Here is a 17,362-nt window from a genome sequence, read left to right as displayed (position 1 = left end):
TTCCAGCCCGCGGTCCCCTGGTCAGATCTCGGAACAGGTTGTAAGGATGCCCAAGCTCTCTCTCGTTGTCCCCGTGTACAAGGTGCAGGGCTATCTGCCCGAGTGCCTTGACTCCGTACTCGGGCAGGACTGCACGGACTTCGAGATCATCGCGGTCGACGACTGCTCGCCGGACGGGTCCGGTGCCATTCTCGACGAGTACGCGAAACGGGACTCCCGGATTCATGTGATTCACCTCACGGAAAACGTGGGCCTGGGGCGTGCGCGCAACGCCGGTCTGGAAAAGGCAAGTGGCGATTACGTGTTGTTCCTGGACAGTGACGACACACTGTCCGACGGCGCGTTGTCGGCCATTGCCGACCGGCTGGAGGCCACCGGCAATCCCGAGATCCTGGTCTTCGACTACGCGCGTACCTACTGGGACGGCCGGGTCCGCCCGAACCTGCGGGCCGACCTGCTCAAGGAGGAGGGCCCGGACACCTTCCCCCTGTCCGAGCGCCCCCGCCTGCTCGACCTGCTCCAGATCGTGTGGAACAAGGCGTACCGCCGCGACTTCGTCACCCGGGCCGGGCTCACCTTCCCGCCCGGGTACTACGAGGACGCCCCCTGGACGTTCTGCTCCATGATCAGCGCCGAGCGGATCGCCGTTCTGGACCGTGTCTGCGTGCACTACCGGCAGCGGCGCGAGGGCGGCAACATCCTCAAGACGGTCAGCCGCAAGCACTTCGACGTCTTCGACCAGTACCAGCGGGTCTTCGACTACCTGGACGCGCACGAGGAACTCGCCGAGTGGCGCGGCCCGTTGTTCCGCAAGATGGTCGACCACTACCTGACCATCCTGGAGCGGCCGGGCCGCCTGCCGCAGGACGCGCGGGCCGAGTTCTTCCACCGCGCCTCGGCCGACTACCGGGCCCGCTTGCCGGAGGGCTGGACCCGACCGGCCGGCGGCCGCGGCCACAAGTACGGGATGCTGGAGCGCGACGCGTACACGACCATGGTGAGCGCGCTGGCGGCGGTGAAGTTCCGCCAGCGGGTCAAGACCCGCACCCGCACCGCGCTCAACCGCTCCAAGCGGGGCGCGATGGGCGCCTTCTACCAGTCGCAGCTCAGGCTGCCGCTGGACGACAACCTGGTGCTGTTCTCCGCCTACTGGAGCCGCAGCGTCTCCTGCAACCCCGCCGCCATCGACGCCGAACTGGCCCGACTGGCCCCCGGGATGCGCCGCGTGTGGGCGGTGCGCGCGGAGAACGCGCACCTGGCACCCAAGGGCGTGCAGGTCGTCCGGGTGGGGTCCCGCGCGTACTGGGCGGCCCTGGCCCGCGCCAAGTACCTCGTCAACAACGTGAACTTCGCCGACTCCGTGGTCAAGCGCGAGGGCCAGATCCACGTGCAGACCCATCACGGCACACCGCTGAAGACCATGGGCCTGGACCAGCGCAAGTACCCGGCCTCCACCGACATGGACTTCGAGAAGCTCCTGGAGCGGTGCGACCGCTGGGACTACAGCATCAGCTCCAACCGGTTCTCCACCGTGGTCTGGGAGCGGGTCTACCCCTGCTCGTACACCACGCTGGAGACCGGCTATCCGCGCAACGACGCCCTCGTGAACGCCACGTCCGAGGACGTGCGCGCGGCCCGCGCGGCGCTGGGCCTGGCCGACGGCGCCAAGGCGTTCCTGTACATGCCGACGCACCGCGAGTACCAGCCGGGCTTCACCCCGCCGCTGGACCTGGCCCGGTTCGCCGGCGAACTGGGACCGGACGTGACCGTCCTGGTGCGCGGCCACTACTTCTACGGCAACTCCTCCCCGCACATCGCCGAACTGCGCCGCACCGGCCGGATCGTCGACGTGTCCGGGCACGGCCGGGTGGAGGACCTGTACCTCGCCGCCGACGCGCTGATCACGGACTACTCCTCGGCGATGTTCGACTACGCGGTCCTCGACCGCCCGATCATCAGCTACGTCCCCGACTGGGACGTCTACTCCGCGGTGCGCGGCACCTACTTCGACCTGCTCCAGGAACCGCCCGGCGCGGTGGCCACCACGCAGACGGAACTGCTGCGGCTGCTCGCCTCCGGCGAGTACGACAGCCCGGAGACGACCGAGCGGCGGGACGTCTTCCGCCGGCGTTTCTGCGAATTCGACGACGGACACGCAGCCGAACGCGTCGTACGGCGCGTCTTCCTCGGTGAAGAGAGCCTGCTGCCCGTCGTTCCGTTCGACGAACGCCACCACGCCCCGACCCCCGACCAGGCGCTCGAACTGGTCGAGCGGGCCTGACCCCGAAAGGAGATCACCAAGCCATGGCCCCTCGGCTCAGTGTCATCGTCCCCATCTACGACGTGGAGCGTTACCTCCCCGCCTGTCTGGACTCGCTCGCGGCGCAGACCTTCCGCGACTTCGAGGTCCTGATGGTGGACGACGGTTCACCCGACGGCTCCGCCGCCATCGCCGAGGAGTACGCCTCCCGCGACTCCCGCTTCAAGCTCATACGCAAGGAGAACGGCGGCCTCGGCGCGGCCCGCAACACCGGCATGACGCACCTCGCGCCGGAGTCGGAGTTCCTGACCTTCGTCGACAGCGACGACCTGATACCGCCGGACGCCTACCGGCTGATGGTCGGCAGCCTCGACGAGAGCGGCTCGGACTTCGCGACGGGCAACGTCTTCCACCTCAAGGGCGAGAAGTCCTGGCAGGTGCCGCTGATGCGGATGCTGGCCGGCGAGGCCCGGGTGCGCACCCACATATCCCGGTACGCCAAGCTGGTCGCCGACCGCATCGCCTGCAACAAGGTCTTCCGCCGCACCTTCTGGGAGAAGAACGGCTTCGCCTTCCCCGAGGGCCGGCTGTACGAGGACACCCCGGTCACCATGCGGGCCCACTACCTGGCCGAGAGCGTCGACGTCATCTCGGAGCCCTGCTACTACTGGCGGCTGCGCGAGGGCGAGTCCGCCCCGTCGATCACCCAGCGCCGCACCGACCCGGCGGGCGTGCGCGACCGCACCACCTCCGTCATGGAGATCAGCGCCTTCCTCGCCGACCAGCCCGGCGAGACCTTCGCCCGTCTCAAGCGCGAGTACGACACCCGCGTCCTGAGGGACGACCTGCGGCTGTTCCTCAACGTGGTGCCGGACGGCGACGAGGAGTACCGCACCGAGTTCCTGCGCTCGGCCAACCGCTTCCTCGACAGCATCGACCCCAAGGTCGTCATGGACCTCCCGGCCGAACTGCGCGTGCAGTGGCTGCTGGTGCGCAAGCACCAGATGGAGGAGCTGATCGCCCTGCTGGCCGGCCAGCGCCGCAAGGAGACGCCCGAGGTCAGCGGCCTGCTGCGCAAGTACGCCTCGTTCCCCTCCCTGGAAGGTGCCGACCTGCACCTGCCCAAGGAGGCGCTCCGCATCGACCAGCACCTGACCATGCGCGCCCCGCTCCAGGAGGTGAGCTGGTCCGGCGACAAGCTCGTACTCTCGGGCAACGCCTGGATCGACAAGATCGACCTGCCCTCGCGCAAGGCCTCGGTCAAGGTGCTCCAGCTGCGCAAGGACCGCTCCCGCCGCCGCATCCTGCTGCCGGCCCGCAACGTGCCGCGCCCGGAGGTCACCACCGACTCCGGCCAGGACCGCTACAACTACGACTGGGCCGGCTGGGAGGTCACCATCGACCCCGCCAGGCTCCGCAAGGGCGGCGAGTGGCAGGAGGCCGTGTGGCACGTGGGCCTGGGCATCTTCGCCTCCGGCCTGGTACGCCGCAACGCCGTCCACTCCAGCGGCGGCGCGGCCTGCAACTTCCCGCCGTACCACTGGCTGAGCCCCGACTTCCGGCTGCTGCCGTCCGTCGAGCGCGGCGCACTGAAGCTGCGCATCGAGAAGGTCCGCGCCCTGATCACCGGGCGCACCCTGGAGGACGACCGGATCAAGGTCACCGGTGAGATCCGCGAGCCCCTCACGGCGGACGAGCAGGTCGTCCTGCGGGTCAAGAACCAGAAGGGCGCCGAGACCCTCGAGTACCCCGTCACGGTGGCCCGCGAGGGCGGCAAGCAGGCGTTCTCGGTCCAGGTGCCGGTGGCCGACGTGGCGCTCGTCTTCCACGAGGGCGTCGACGAGATGGCGCAGCCCGAGAAGCGGACCTGGTCCACGGTGCTGGTCGCGACCGACCCGCAGGGCAAGGAGCGCCGCTTCGGCACCGTGATGCAGGAGGGGCTGTCCGACGCCGAGTTCCCGCTGCCCGCCTCCCTCGGCGACCAGTCCCGCCTGGTGGAGCTGGCCGTGGTCGGGGGTCACACCGGCTTCCTGAAGTTCTCCGGCCGCACCCGCCGCGCCCTGATCGACACGGCGACCGTGCGCGACGGCAGGATCGCCCTCACCGGCCACGCCGACCCGCGGCTGTCCGGCTCCCGCTTCCTGCTCAAGCCGCGCAACCGCTACGAGGAGCGCTTCGTCGAGACCCACTGGCTCGACGACGGCCGCTTCGAGGTCTCCTTCGACCCCTCCAGCCTCGGCGGCGACGGCAGTGTCCCGCTGCGCGCCGGCCGCTGGAACCTCTTCCTGCGCCCCGACGAGGAGGGCACGCCCGACGTGCCCTTCGTGGTCGACCGGCTGGCCGCGGACTCGTTCCCGGTCCAGGCCGAACTGGGCGGCCGCCGCTACTGGCTGGAGAACCGCTGGGGCGACTTCCCGCAGCTCAACGCCCGCTCCGAGCTGAGCGACCTGGAGCGCGGCCCGTACCGCCAGCGGGAGCTGCGCCGTGAGGTGTACGAGCCGCTGTTCCAGCAGCCGCTCAAGGACCAGGTCTTCTACCTGAGCTACAACGGCAAGCAGTTCTCCGACAGCCCGCGCGCGATGTACGAGGAACTGGTGCGCCGCGGCATGGACCTCAAGCACCTGTGGGCGGTCCGTGACGGCCAGGTCAACCTGCCCGACGGGGTCGAGAAGGTCCGCATGTGGGGCAAGGAGTGGTACGAGGCGCTGGCCTCAAGCCGCTACATCGTCACCAACGGCCACCTTCCCGACTGGATCGTGCGCCGCCCGGGCCAGTCCATCGTGCAGACCTGGCACGGCACGATGCTGAAGAAGATCGGGCACGACATCGACACGCTGCACTTCGACCGGCGCTACCAGGAGAAGCTGGCGCTGGAGGCGAAGCAGTGGAGCCTGCTGGTGTCCTCCAACCGCTTCAGCACGCCGATCCTGAAGCGGGCGTTCTCCTACGACGGTGAGATCCAGGAGGCGGGCTACCCCCGCAACGACTACCTGTACTCGCCCGACCGGGACGCGGTCGCGGACCGCGTCAGGAAGGCGCTCGGGCTGCCCGAGGGCAAGAAGGTCGTCCTGTACGCGCCGACCTGGCGCGACGACCAGTCGCACAGCGCCGGGCAGTACTTGTTCGACCTGCGCATCGACCTGGACGACGCCCAGCGCCGCCTGGGCGACGACCACGTGCTGCTGATCCGCCGCCACTCCAACGTGGTGGACGCGGTGCCGGGCGCGGGCAACGGCTTCGTGTGGGACGCCTCGGAGTACCCGGACATCGCCGACCTGTACCTCGCGGCGGACATCATGATCACGGACTACTCGTCGGTGATGTTCGATTACGCGCACCTGAAGCGGCCGATGCTGTTCTTCACGTACGACCTGGAGCACTACCGGGACACGCTGCGCGGGTTCTACTTCGACTTCGAGCAGGACTCCCCCGGTCCGCTGATCGGCAACTCCAAGGAGCTGGTCGACGCGATCCGGGACATCGACCAGGTGCAGGCGGAGTACCAGGAGCGGTTCGACCGCTTCCACCACCTCTTCTGCGACCTGGACGACGGCAACGCGTCCGCGCGGGTCGTCGACCGGATGCTGGAGCAGGCGCGGGAGGGCTGACCGCGCGGTCACGCGACAGGGGCGGGGCCCGGAGGATCGTCTCCTCCGGGCCCCGCCCCTTTTCGGTGTCGTACGCGGATCAGAGCCGCACGGTCTTCACCGCGAACTGGCAGGCGGCGGTGAAGTAGGGCCGCAGTTCCGTGCGCCGCCGGGTGGGCGGCAGCTGCGCGGGCGTCTGGCCGAGCGCCCGGCGGGACTTGCGCACCGCCCGCGTCAGCACGGTCGGCGCCGCCGCGGCCTCGCTGAGCACCGGACGCGGGAAGGTGAACACGTTGATCGGGGCCAGCACGTCGGTGGCCAGCTTGGCCAGCTGCACCCGGGGCGCGTCGGCCGCCGTGCGCACGGAGAAGTCCCAGATCACCTCGGGCTCGTCGGCCTCGGTGTGCGCCCGCACCAGCGCCGCGCAGTCGATGTCGACCGCGACCCGGCCGTCGCCCTCGGCGCGCAGCGGGAAGGTCAGCACCCGCTTCTTGTCCCTGCGGTGCACGGCCTCCACGACGGCGCCCGCGGTGGCCTCGGCGCCCCACAGCTCCGCCTGTACGGCGATGGCCCGCTCGTCGACCCTGACCGGGCCGACCTCGGCGTGGGCCTCGCGCAGGGCGCTGCGCAGCCGCAGCCCGCCGTCCTCGTGCAGGTGCGGCAGCAGCAGCGCCAGGGACGGCCCCTGCGGGCGCGGCAGCTCGACGGCGAGCAGGTCGCGGGTGTCGCAGCCGTAGCCGTCGGTGCCCAGCGCCACCTCGCGGCCGCCCTCGCGGGTGGCCAGGGTCAGCTCCCAGGTGCCGTGCGGCACTCCGGCGTCCCAGGGCACGACGGCGTCGCCGGCGGCGGAGAACGGGAAGCGGTGCTCCTCCGTGCCGGCCCCGCCCTTGCGCAGCACGAGGTCGGCCTGTCCGGCGCTCGGCGGCAGCGCTCCCACGGAGACGTGCACCGAGCCCTGCCGGTCCACACGGGCCGTGGCGTGGCGGGGCAGTTCCTTGCGTGCGAAGGCCTCCCGGAGGATGGCCTCGAAGCGCTCACGGCTCGCCCGCTCGTGGAAGCGCTCGGCGTTGCGGATGCCCGCGGCGGACATCTTCAGCCGCAGTCCGTCGTCCTGGACCAGGCTGCGGATCGCCTCGGCCATGGCGTCGACGTCACCGCGCGGGACGATCAGACCGTCCTCGCCGTCGGTGAGGATGTTCCGCGGCCCGTGGTCGGCGTCCGTGGCGACGACGGGGAGCCCGGCGGCCATCGCCTCCACGACGACGTTGCCGAACGCCTCGCGCTTGGAGGGCAGGACGAAGAGCGAGCCCTTGCCGAACTCCGGGGTGACGGGCGAGGTCTGGCCCATCAGCAGGATGCTGTTGGACAGCCCCAGTTCCTCGATGCGGGCCCGGAGCTTCTTCTTCTCGGCGCCGTGGCCGTAGATGCGCAGCGTCCAGTCCGGCGCCTCGGCGTGGACCCGGGCGAACGCCTCGATCAGCAGGGCGTGGTTCTTGTTGTCGGTCAGGTGACCGGCCGAGACCACGACCTTGTTGGTGCCGGTGGACCGGATGGTGGAGGCGGGCACGCAGTTGGGCATCACCGCCAGGCGGTTGCGCACCGCGGGCACCTGCCGGGCGATGGCGGCGACCTCCTCCGGGGTGAGCGCCGTCAGGGCGTCCAGGTGCCGGTAGGCCGGGAAGAGGCGTTCCTTGATGTCCGTGGCGTAGATGGCGGGCATCGAGTGCTCCTGAGTGACCTTCAGGTAGTCACCGCGGGCCTGCGCCAGCATGATCGTGTTGCGTGGGCTGGAGCTGACGATCACGTCGGCGTCGGTGGTGTCGAAGTACTCAAGGAGCCGCAGTTCCGCGAGCCGGCTCACCACCGGTGTCTTGGCACCGGCGTTGAGCGGGTAGATCAGCGGGAACTTGTCGGACAGTGGGTTGTCCACGTCGGAGACCGGGGAGTCCGGTCGCATGTCGCTGAGCACCCGGACGGAGACCCGCGGGTCCAGTGGGAAGTAGGACTCGTCGCGCACCTTGCGCAGCGCGACGATCTCCACGTCGTGCCGTTCGGCCAGCGCCCCGGCGAGGTTCTGCGTCGCGCTGACCACGCCCCCCATGTGGCAGAGGTCCCGAACGAGAAATGCGATCTTCACTTTGCTGCTTCCCTCTGCTTCCAGGAACGGATGGTCAGTCCGCTTCCCCACCCCTGGCCACGCACCGCGGCCACATCCTCCTCACAAAGTACACATGGCTGTTCGACAGCGGATCACAGACCTGCCACACCTGTGTAACCCTGCGGACAGCAAGATGCCGTCCGCAGGGCCGTGGTTCCAGAGGGCGGGCTCAGAACGGCTCGAAGCCGTCGAACTCCCGCTCCGCGTCGTCCCGTTCGGCATCCCGGTCGCGGCGGCGCTGGGCGGCCGGCCGGGGGGCCTCGAAGCGGTGGTCCTCGCCGCGGCGGCCGAGCATCTCGGCGCCGGCCGTGACCGACGGCTCCCAGTCGAAGACGACCGCGTTGTCCTCGGGGCCGATCGCCACGCCATCGCCGTTGCGGGCGCCGGCCTTCATCAGCCGGTCCTCCACGCCGAGGCGGTTGAGCCGGTCGGAGAGGTAGCCGACGGCCTCGTCGTTGTTGAAGTCGGTCTGGCGCACCCAGCGTTCGGGCTTCTCGCCGCGCACCCGGAACAGGCCGTCCTCCTCGCGGGTGACGGTGAAGCCGGCGTCGTCCACGGCCTTGGGCCGGATGACGATCCGCGTGGCCTCCTCCTTGGGCCGGGCGGCACGCGCCCCGGCCACCAGCTCGGCCAGCGCGAAGGACAGCTCCTTGAGGCCCATGTGGGCCACCGCGGACACCTCGAAGACGCGGTAGCCGCGCTCCTCCAGGTCCGGGCGGACCATCTCGGCGAGGTCCTTGCCGTCAGGTACGTCGATCTTGTTGAGGACGACGATCCGGGGCCGGTTGTCCAGGCCGCCGTACTCGCGCAGCTCGGCCTCGATGACGTCCAGGTCGGAGAGCGGGTCGCGCTCGGACTCCAGCGTCGCCGTGTCCAGGACGTGCACCAGCACGCTGCACCGCTCCACGTGCCGCAGGAACTCCAGGCCGAGGCCCTTGCCCTGGCTTGCGCCGGGGATGAGGCCGGGGACGTCCGCGATGGTGTAGACGGTCTCGCCGGCCGTCACCACGCCCAGGTTCGGGACGAGCGTCGTGAAGGGGTAGTCGGCGATCTTCGGCTTGGCCGCGCTCAGTACGGAGATCAGCGAGGACTTGCCGGCGCTCGGGTAGCCGACCAGCGCCACGTCGGCGACGGTCTTCAGCTCCAGGTGGATGTCCTGGAGGTCGCCGGGCTCGCCGAGCAGCGCGAAGCCGGGCGCCTTGCGCCGCGCCGAGGCCAGCGCCGCGTTGCCGAGGCCGCCCCGGCCGCCCTGCGCGGCGACGTACGAGGTGCCGTGGCCGACCAGGTCGGCGAGGACGTTGCCCGCCTTGTCGAGGACCACGGTGCCGTCGGGCACGGGCAGGACCAGGTCCTGGCCGTCCTTGCCGGAGCGGTTGCCGCCCTCGCCGGGCTTGCCGTTGGTGGCCTTGCGGTGCGGCGAGTGGTGGTAGTCGAGGAGCGTGGTCACGGACTGGTCCACGGTGAGGACGACGTCGCCGCCCCGGCCGCCGTTGCCGCCGTCCGGGCCGCCGAGCGGCTTGAACTTCTCACGGTGGACGGAGGCACAGCCGTGGCCTCCGTTACCCGCGGCGACGTGCAGCTCGACGCGGTCCACGAAGGTGGTCATGGGATGTGCCTCCAGTTACTGCTTACTGCGGGGATGTCTCTTGGGTAACACGCGAAAGGCGGACCCGCTTCCCCTCGGGGAAGTGAGGCCCGCCTCGCGAAAGTGTCCGGTCAGGCGACCGGGACGATGTTCACGACCTTGCGGCCACGGTGGGTGCCGAACTGCACCGCACCGGCCTGCAGGGCGAACAGCGTGTCGTCGCCGCCACGGCCGACGCCCGCGCCCGGGTGGAAGTGGGTGCCGCGCTGACGGACCAGGATCTCACCCGCGTTGACGGCCTGACCGCCGAAGCGCTTCACGCCGAGCCGCTGGGCATTCGAGTCGCGACCGTTCCGGGTGGACGATGCGCCCTTCTTGTGTGCCATGTCTCCTCAGTCCCTTACTTCGCAGCCGCGGGGATCTCAGTGACCTTGATCGCCGTGTACTGCTGGCGGTGGCCCTGACGACGGCGGTAGCCGGTCTTGTTCTTGTAGCGCAGAATGTCGATCTTCTGGCCCTTGTGGTGGTCCACGATCTCGGCCTGGACCTTGATGCCGGCCAGCACCCACGGGTCGCTGGTCACAGCGTCGCCGTCGACGACGAGCAGGGTCGAGAGCTCGACCGTGTCGCCGACCTTGCCGGTGGAAATCTTGTCAACCTCAACGATGTCGCCGACAGCAACCTTGTGCTGGCGACCACCGCTGCGCACGATGGCGTACACGCGGATCTCACTCTCTCGCTCGGGAACGGCACCCCCGCAGTCCAGCCACCCGGTGACACACGGGCAGCCTCTCCCGGCCGGGGCCCGCGAAGGGCCCGTACCCGGAAGGAAAGAGGTTTACGGGGATGTGACGTGTCACTCGACACGCCGACGGTCAAGATTACGGGGCCGCACGACAGGGGTCAAACCGGGCCCCTGTCCGCCCACGCACCGTGGCCCCGGCCGCCCGGATGCCGGGCGAACGGGGCCACAGGGCCTGCGACGGATACCGGATCAGCCCTCGTCGGTGGCGGCCGTGACCGAGGACGGTGCCTGCTGCGCCGCGGCCGCGGTCTTCTTCGACGCCGTCTTCTTGGCCGCGGTCTTCTTGGCGGTCGTCGTCTTGGCCGCCTTCTTGGCCGTGGCCTTCTTCGCGGTCGTCGTCTTCTTGGCCGCGGTCTTCTTGGTGGCGGCCTTCTTCGCCGTCGCCTTCTTGGCCGTCTTGCGGGCCGCCGCCTTCTTGGCCGGGGCGGCCTCCTCGGCGGCCTCCTCGGCGGCCTCCGTGTCCGGCACGGCCTGCTCGGCCCGCTCCTCCTCCGGCCCGGTCGACGGGACGACCATGACGGCCGCCTCCTCGGACGCGGTGGGCGCGGTGGACTTGCGCACCGCCCGGCGGCGCGGACGGGCCGGGGCCGCTTCCTCGGCGGCGGGCTCCGCGGGGGCCTCGGCGGGCGCCTGGGGCGCCTGCTCGGCCTGCGGGGCCGGTGCGGACGGAGCGGTCTCGGGAACCGTCAGCACGGCGGCCTCAGCACCCGCGGGCGAACCGGCCGGTGCGGACACCTTCCGGGTGGCCCGGCGGCGGGTACGGCCCTTGGGCGCGGCCTCCTCGACGGAGGGCGCCGGCGCCTCGGCGGGTGCCGTGACGTGACCGCCGGCCACCGCGTCCTCCACGGCCGCGGGCTCGGCCAGCACCTCGGCGGCGGGCTCGCGCCGCACGGGACGCTCGACCTCCTCCCGCACCGTGACGTCCTGCGCGGTCGGGCCCTCGGCGTGCGCGGCCTCGCCCTTCCCGGCCTTCGGCGCGCCCGCCGGGGCCGACGCCCTACGGCTCGCGCGACGCCGGCCACGACCGCGCGTGGCGGCCGCCTCGGCCTCGGCGGCGCTGCTGTACAGCTCCTCGTCCGGGGTGAAGTCGGGCGCCGGGAGGGCGACCGGCTCGGCCACCTCCGCGGCGACCTCGGACTCGGACTCGGTCTCCGCCTCCTGCTCCGCCGTCGGACCGGTCTCGACGCCGGCCACGGCCTCGTGCTCGTGCGGCTGGTCGGCCCCGGCCCGCGCCCGCTTGCGGCGCTTGCTCCCTCCACCGCCGCCACCGGCCGCGGCCGGCTGGTCGAGGTGGACGATGACACCGCGGCCGTTGCAGTGGACGCAGGTCTCCGAGAACGACTCGAGCAGACCCTGGCCGACCCGCTTGCGGGTCATCTGCACCAGACCCAGCGAGGTCACCTCGGCGACCTGGTGCTTCGTACGGTCCCGGCCCAGGCACTCCAGCAGACGCCGCAGCACCAGGTCCCGGTTGGACTCCAGCACCATGTCGATGAAGTCGATGACGATGATGCCGCCGAGGTCGCGCAGCCGGAGCTGACGCACGATCTCCTCGGCCGCCTCCAGGTTGTTCCTGGTGACCGTCTCCTCCAGGTTGCCGCCCTGGCCGGTGAACTTGCCGGTGTTGACGTCGACGACGATCATCGCCTCGGTCCGGTCGATCACCAGCGAACCGCCGCTGGGCAGCCAGACCTTGCGGTCCAGCGCCTTGGCGAGCTGCTCGTCGATCCGGTACGTCGCGAAGACGTCGACCTCGCTGGTCCACTTCGACAGCCGGTCGGCGAGGTCCGGCGCCACGTGGGACACGTAGCCGTGGATGGTCTGCCAGGCGTCGTCACCGCTGACGACGACCTGGGAGAAGTCCTCGTTGAAGATGTCGCGCACGACCCGGACGGTCATGTCCGGCTCGCCGTAGAGCAGCGTCGGCGCGTTGCCGCTCTTGGCCTTCTTCTGGATGTCCTCCCACTGCGCCTGGAGCCGCTCGACGTCGCGGCGCAGCTCGTCCTCGCTGGCACCCTCGGCCGCGGTGCGCACGATGACGCCCGCGTCCTCGGGGACGATCTTCTTGAGGATGGTCTTCAGCCGGGACCGCTCGGTGTCGGGCAGCTTGCGGCTGATGCCGGTCATCGAGCCCTCGGGCACGTAGACCAGGTAGCGGCCGGGCAGCGAGACCTGACTGGTCAGGCGGGCACCCTTGTGGCCGATCGGGTCCTTGGTGACCTGCACCAGGACCGACTGGCCGGACTTGAGGGCGGACTCGATGCGCCGCGGGCCGTTCGCCATGCCCAGCGCCTCGAAGTTGACCTCACCGGCGTACAGGACGGCGTTGCGGCCCTTGCCGATGTCGATGAAGGCGGCCTCCATCGACGGCAGCACGTTCTGCACCTTGCCGAGGTAGACGTTGCCGACGTACGAGGTGGCCTGCTCCTTGTTGACGTAGTGCTCGACGAGCACGCCGTCCTCCAGGACGCCGATCTGCGTGCGCTCGCCGTGCTGGCGCACGACCATGACGCGCTCGACGGCCTCGCGGCGGGCCAGGAACTCGGCCTCGGTGATGATCGGCACGCGCCGGCGGCCCTGCTCGCGGCCCTCGCGGCGGCGCTGCTTCTTGGCCTCCAGGCGGGTCGAGCCCTTGATGGACTGCACCTCGTCGGAGGGCTCGCTCTTCTCCCGCGGCGGGCGGGGCTCGCGGACCTTGACGACGGTGCGCTCGGGGTCGTCGGTGGACGCGTCGCCGTCCCCGGAACCGTCCCCGGCCCGGCGGCGACGGCGGCGACGGCGCCGGCTGCTGCTGGAGCCGCCACCGTCACCGGCGGACTCCGCGCTCTCCTCGGCGTCGTCCTCGGTCTGCTCTGCGGTGTCGGCGGCGTCCTGATCGGCCCGGTCGGCCTGATCGGCGGCGGTCTGCTCGCTCTCGCCGTCGTTCAGGTCGCCGTCGGCGGAGTCGCCGCGGCGACGACGACGGCCGCCCCGGCGCCGGCGGCGGCGCGAGCCGGACTCCTCGGAGCCGTCGGCGTCGTCGTGGTCCTCGCCCGACTCGTCGGAGTCGGCGTCGGCCTCGGTGTCGGAGCCGGCGCGGGTGGCGGTCTCCCGCTCGTCCTGCGCGGCGGCGGGCGTCCGGTCCTCGGTGACCTCCTCGGCGGCGCCCCTGCGGCGACGACGGCGACGCGACCCGGCGGACTGCTCCTCGGGCTGCTCATCGGCGGCCTCGGCGGGCTTCGCCGGCTCGGCACCGGCCGCCTCGGCGGCGGCCTCGGCGGCGGCCCGCTCGGGCGTCTGGAACTGCGGCTCGGCGAAGACGGGCGCCTGGAACACGGCGACGGCGGGCCGGGACGGGCGCTTGGGCGCGTCGGCGTCGTCGGAAGCGGAGGCGGTCTGCGCCGGAGCGGCGAAGCCGCTAGCGGCCTTACGGGTGGACCGGCGGCGCGCCCGGCGCGGAGCGGCGTCCTCGGCGGGCGCGGCGGCAGCGGCGGTCTCGGCGTCCTCGGCGGCCTCGGGGGCGGGCTCACGGACGGGTTCGGGGGCGGGCTCGCGCACCTCGGCGGCGGCCTCGGCGGGCGCCTCGGCCGGGGCCGCCACGCGGCGCGTGGCACGACGGCGGGTGCGGCCCTTGGGCGCGGCGTCCTCGGCCTCCGTCACGGCGGCGGGAGCGGCGGCAGGCTCGGCGTCCGCGGCGGCGATGGGCTCGGCGGCTGCGGCGGTCTCGGCGGCGGCCGGCTCGGCGGGCGTGGTGACGCTGCGCGTGGCCCGGCGACGCGCCCGGCGCGGAGCGACGTCCTCAACGGGCGCGGCGGCCTCGGCGACCGGCTCGGCGACGGGCGCCTCGGCACCGGAGGGCGCCGCGACGACGGTCTCGGCCGCCTCCGTCGACGTCGGGGTCCCGGCGGGCGCGGAGGCGCGGCGGACCGCACGGCGCCGCGGCCGGGCGGGGGCGGCCTCGGGGGCCGGGGCGGCGGCCTGCGCGGCCTCCGTCTCCTCGGTCTCTTCCGCCTCGTCGGTCGCGGCGGTCACCTCGGCGGGCGCGACGGTCTCGGCCGGCGCGCCGGAGCCGCCGGACGGCGGACCCGCGGGGCGGGAAGCGGCCCTGCGCCGACGGCGCGGCGGCAGGGTGTCGCTCGGGGTGTTCGACTCGGAGTCGGTCGAGGCGGTCGACGACTCGGTGGGTTCGGTCGGTTCGAGCATGCGGGGGTTTCTCCCGTCAGGCTCCCGGGCGCCGCGCACCTGGCCCGGCGTCGATCTGATCGACCGCCGATGACGTCCGCGGCTCGCGCGGTGCGCGGTCGCCGCCGTCCGGGGCGCGGGCGCCGCTCGGAAGCTCTCCGTGTCTTGTCTCGCCGGTTCCGTACCCCTTGTCGTGCACGGCCTGGCGAAAGTCTTGTGGTCGGTGCGCTGCCCGACCCAGGTGGCTCCCGAGTTCGAGGGCGACGCTACGACGTCCGTCCCTACGCGGAACCTTCCCTACGCGGGCGCCTTCGCGGCGGCTGAAGCGGCGGCCGGTTGCGGCTCGGGCGCTTCTGCCTCGCGGTCGGGCGCGAGCGGGTCGGTCACCGCACCGGTCTCTTCATCGAACAGCCCCTGCGCCAGCCTGGTCACCGCTGCGGGGACCGGCGGCGCCAGGTCGGCCACGGCGCGAAGACCGGACAGGACGTCGTCGGGTCGTACGGCAGGCGTCACGTGCCGAACAACCAGCCGCAGTATCGCACAGGGCTGGTCGGTCGGCCTATCAGCCGGTGAACTGTGCGTGGTGGCGCTCTCCAGGCTCGCGACGGCGGAGCGGGCGTCGAAGGTACGGACGCCGTTCTTCGTCCGGCGCTGGACCTCCACGGCCGGGGCCGAGTTGAAGGCCGCCACGGCGCGCTCGGCGTCCGCGGGCTCCACCCCGTCCAGCCGCAGCTCCCACACCGATGCCGTCAGCCGGTCGGCGAGCCCGGAGGTCCGGGCCTCGACCGCGTCGACGACGTCGAGCCCGGCGGGCAGCGACGCGTCGAGAACCACCCTGAGCTGCTCCGGGTCCCGCGCCGCGGTGAGCGCGATCTCCAGATACTCCGCCTCACTGCCCGTGCCGGTGGGTGCGGCATTGGCGTACGACACCTTCGGGTGGGGCGTGAACCCCGCCGAGTACGCCATGGGCACCTCGGCGCGGCGCAGCGCGCGCTCGAAGGCACGCTGGAAGTCACGGTGGCTGGTGAACCGGAGGCGGCCGCGCTTGGTGTAGCGCAGTCGGATGCGCTGCACCGCGGGTACGGGCGGCGGGCCTTCGGGCTGTCGCTTGCCCAGTGTCGTTCAGTCCTTCGTGAGAGCGGTCGTACTACTACCAAGAGTACGTGCCTCGGCGACGGATGGTTCCCGCCGGCCGACCGGGCGCCGCTTCGCGGGCTCCCCGAAGAGTGCCCGGCGTAGGTCGGCGCGGGTCTGCCGCACGGTCAGCCGGGCGGCGGCGAGAGCCTGCCGGGTCACCCGCCCGGCGGCGCGTCCGGCGTCCGCGAGGGGCCGCAGGACGGTGTCCCGCACGGCGTGCCCCACCGGAGTGAGCACGCTCCGGTACGCCCAGCGGGCCGGTTCGACCACGGTCCACCGCCACAGGGTGCCGAGGAACCGCCCGAAGGCGCGCGAGACGTACCCCGCGATCCGCCAGGCGTGCCCGAGGGCGTCCAGGACCTCCCTGCCGATGACCGCCAGGACCCGGCCCACCGGGGTGAGCACCCACCGCCACAGGACGAGAGCGGGCAGCACCACCAGCACCCGGGTGGTCCAGTAGAGGACCGCGCCGACACCGGTGACGATCAGGCCGAGACACCAGGCGAGCCCTCTCCCGCACCACGCGAGCGCGTGGCCCACCGGCGTGAGCAGCCAGGCGTAGAGCCAGGCGGCGGGTACGACGACGAGGTACCGCCAGAGCCAGGCGGCGGGGACGACCACGAGGTACCGGCCCATCCAGGCGAGCGCCGCGTACAGCCCGCGCCCCGCCGGCACCAGCACCCTCCGGTACAGCCACACCGCCGGCACCACGAGCAGCACCCGCCCGAGCAGGGCCACGCCTCTGCCCAGCGGTACGACGGCGTACCGCCAGATCCCGGCCAGCGGCCACACGAAGAGGAGCCGCCCGAGCCAGGCCAGCGCCCGCCCGGCCGGGCGGAACACGGTGTCCCGCAGGAACCGCCCGGCGACGACCAGCACGTCCCACGCCATCCGTACCGGTACGACCAGGACCAGGACGACGATCCGCACCGGAACGCGGACCGCCGCGGCGACGCACCCCTCCGGGTCCGATCGCCGCGGCGGCTCCTGCGGACGGCCCTCGGGCCGCTTCTCAAGCTCCATACCGGCACAGACGCCGAAACGCCCCGCCCGGATGCGCTCAGGTGAGTTCGCTGCGTCCCCAGCTCCAGCTGCCGAACGCGGAGCTGTCCCACTTGCGCACCGGCCCACCGAACCCTGAACCGTTACTGGTCAACGTCCACAGCGCGGTCCGAGCGACCCCGTCGCCCCCCTGCCCGTAGTCGTACAACACCGCCACATCACCACGACCGTCACCGTCGAAGTCGCCCGACGTCACCTTGGACCGCTCCCAGTCCCAACTGCCGCCCGCAGTGCTGTCCCAGACCTTCACGGGCTTACCGAACCCGGAACCACTACTGGTCAACGTCCACAGCGCGGTCCGGTTGGCCCCGTCACTCCCCTGGCCGTTCCCGTACAGCACACCCACATCACCACGACCATCACCGTCGAAGTCACCCGAAACGACCTTCGACCGCTCCCAGTCCCAGCTGATCGACCCGGCACTGTCCCAGACCTTCACCGGCTTGCCGAAGCCGGAGCCGCTGCTGGTCAGCGTCCACAGCGCGGTCCGGTTGACCCCGTCACTGCCCTGGCCGTAGTCGTACAGCACACCCACATCACCACGACCATCACCGTCGAAGTCACCGGCAACCACCTTCGACCGGTCCCAGCTCCAACTGCCGCCCGT

The 17,362-nt window shown here is 71.9% G+C and carries 9 protein-coding genes and 1 pseudogene; 2 read left to right on the top strand and 8 right to left on the bottom strand.

Annotation, left to right across the window (positions count from 1 at the left end; genetic code table 11):
* The first annotated feature begins 46 nt into the window (after positions 1 to 46).
* Both ACFW01_RS01935 and ACFW01_RS01930 read left to right on the top strand, forming a co-directional pair.
* Complete coding sequence (locus ACFW01_RS01935) at positions 47 to 2,281, top strand: CDP-glycerol glycerophosphotransferase family protein (RefSeq protein WP_384502173.1); 2,235 nt, start codon at positions 47 to 49, stop codon at positions 2,279 to 2,281.
* Between the two features lie 23 nt (positions 2,282 to 2,304).
* Complete coding sequence (locus ACFW01_RS01930) at positions 2,305 to 5,868, top strand: bifunctional glycosyltransferase/CDP-glycerol:glycerophosphate glycerophosphotransferase (protein WP_234954614.1); 3,564 nt, start codon at positions 2,305 to 2,307, stop codon at positions 5,866 to 5,868.
* 79 nt (positions 5,869 to 5,947) lie between these two features.
* On the opposite strand, the gene ACFW01_RS01925 is transcribed toward ACFW01_RS01930, so the two are convergent.
* The 8 genes and pseudogenes from ACFW01_RS01925 to ACFW01_RS01890 form a co-directional block, all read right to left on the bottom strand.
* Positions 5,948 to 7,984, bottom strand: coding sequence for a glycosyltransferase (locus ACFW01_RS01925; protein WP_234954617.1), 2,037 nt, complete (start codon positions 7,982 to 7,984; stop codon positions 5,948 to 5,950).
* A 190-nt stretch (positions 7,985 to 8,174) separates the two neighbouring features.
* Complete coding sequence (gene obgE / locus ACFW01_RS01920; protein WP_234954619.1) at positions 8,175 to 9,611, bottom strand: GTPase ObgE; 1,437 nt, start codon at positions 9,609 to 9,611, stop codon at positions 8,175 to 8,177.
* 110 nt (positions 9,612 to 9,721) lie between these two features.
* Positions 9,722 to 9,976, bottom strand: a complete 255-nt coding sequence (gene rpmA / locus ACFW01_RS01915; RefSeq protein ID WP_003976205.1) for a 50S ribosomal protein L27 — start codon at positions 9,974 to 9,976, stop codon at positions 9,722 to 9,724.
* 14 nt (positions 9,977 to 9,990) lie between these two features.
* Positions 9,991 to 10,311 carry a 50S ribosomal protein L21 gene (rplU, locus tag ACFW01_RS01910; protein ID WP_003976204.1) on the bottom strand — a complete coding sequence of 107 codons (321 nt, stop codon included), beginning with the start codon at positions 10,309 to 10,311 and terminating at the stop codon, positions 9,991 to 9,993.
* 273 nt (positions 10,312 to 10,584) lie between these two features.
* Complete coding sequence (locus ACFW01_RS01905; protein WP_384502169.1) at positions 10,585 to 14,577, bottom strand: Rne/Rng family ribonuclease; 3,993 nt, start codon at positions 14,575 to 14,577, stop codon at positions 10,585 to 10,587.
* 276 nt (positions 14,578 to 14,853) lie between these two features.
* Positions 14,854 to 15,630, bottom strand: a complete 777-nt coding sequence (locus ACFW01_RS01900; protein WP_234960351.1) for a TIGR03936 family radical SAM-associated protein — start codon at positions 15,628 to 15,630, stop codon at positions 14,854 to 14,856.
* A gap of 48 nt (positions 15,631 to 15,678) precedes the next feature.
* Entirely contained in the window at positions 15,679 to 16,716 is a 1,038-nt protein-coding gene (locus tag ACFW01_RS01895; RefSeq protein ID WP_384502167.1) for a hypothetical protein, read from the bottom strand.
* 37 nt (positions 16,717 to 16,753) lie between these two features.
* Positions 16,754 to 17,362, bottom strand: a pseudogene (locus ACFW01_RS01890) (esterase); the annotation flags it as partial.

Source organism: Streptomyces sp. NPDC058985, assembly GCF_042740985.1.
Lineage (GTDB): Bacteria > Actinomycetota > Actinomycetes > Streptomycetales > Streptomycetaceae > Streptomyces.
This window is presented reverse-complemented; position numbering and strand designations above follow the sequence as displayed.

Excerpts from the sequence above, each read along its gene's own strand:
- ACFW01_RS01935 (WP_384502173.1), top strand. The coding sequence starts at position 47 with ATGCCCAAGCTCTCTCTCGTTGTCCCCGTGTACAAGGTGCAGGGCTAT.
- ACFW01_RS01930 (WP_234954614.1), top strand. The coding sequence starts at position 2,305 with ATGGCCCCTCGGCTCAGTGTCATCGTCCCCATCTACGACGTGGAGCGT.
- obgE (WP_234954619.1), bottom strand. The coding sequence starts at position 9,611 with ATGACCACCTTCGTGGACCGCGTCGAGCTGCACGTCGCCGCGGGTAAC.
- rpmA (WP_003976205.1), bottom strand. The coding sequence starts at position 9,976 with ATGGCACACAAGAAGGGCGCATCGTCCACCCGGAACGGTCGCGACTCG.
- ACFW01_RS01905 (WP_384502169.1), bottom strand. The coding sequence starts at position 14,577 with ATGCTCGAACCGACCGAACCCACCGAGTCGTCGACCGCCTCGACCGAC.
- ACFW01_RS01895 (WP_384502167.1), bottom strand. The coding sequence starts at position 16,716 with ATGGAGCTTGAGAAGCGGCCCGAGGGCCGTCCGCAGGAGCCGCCGCGG.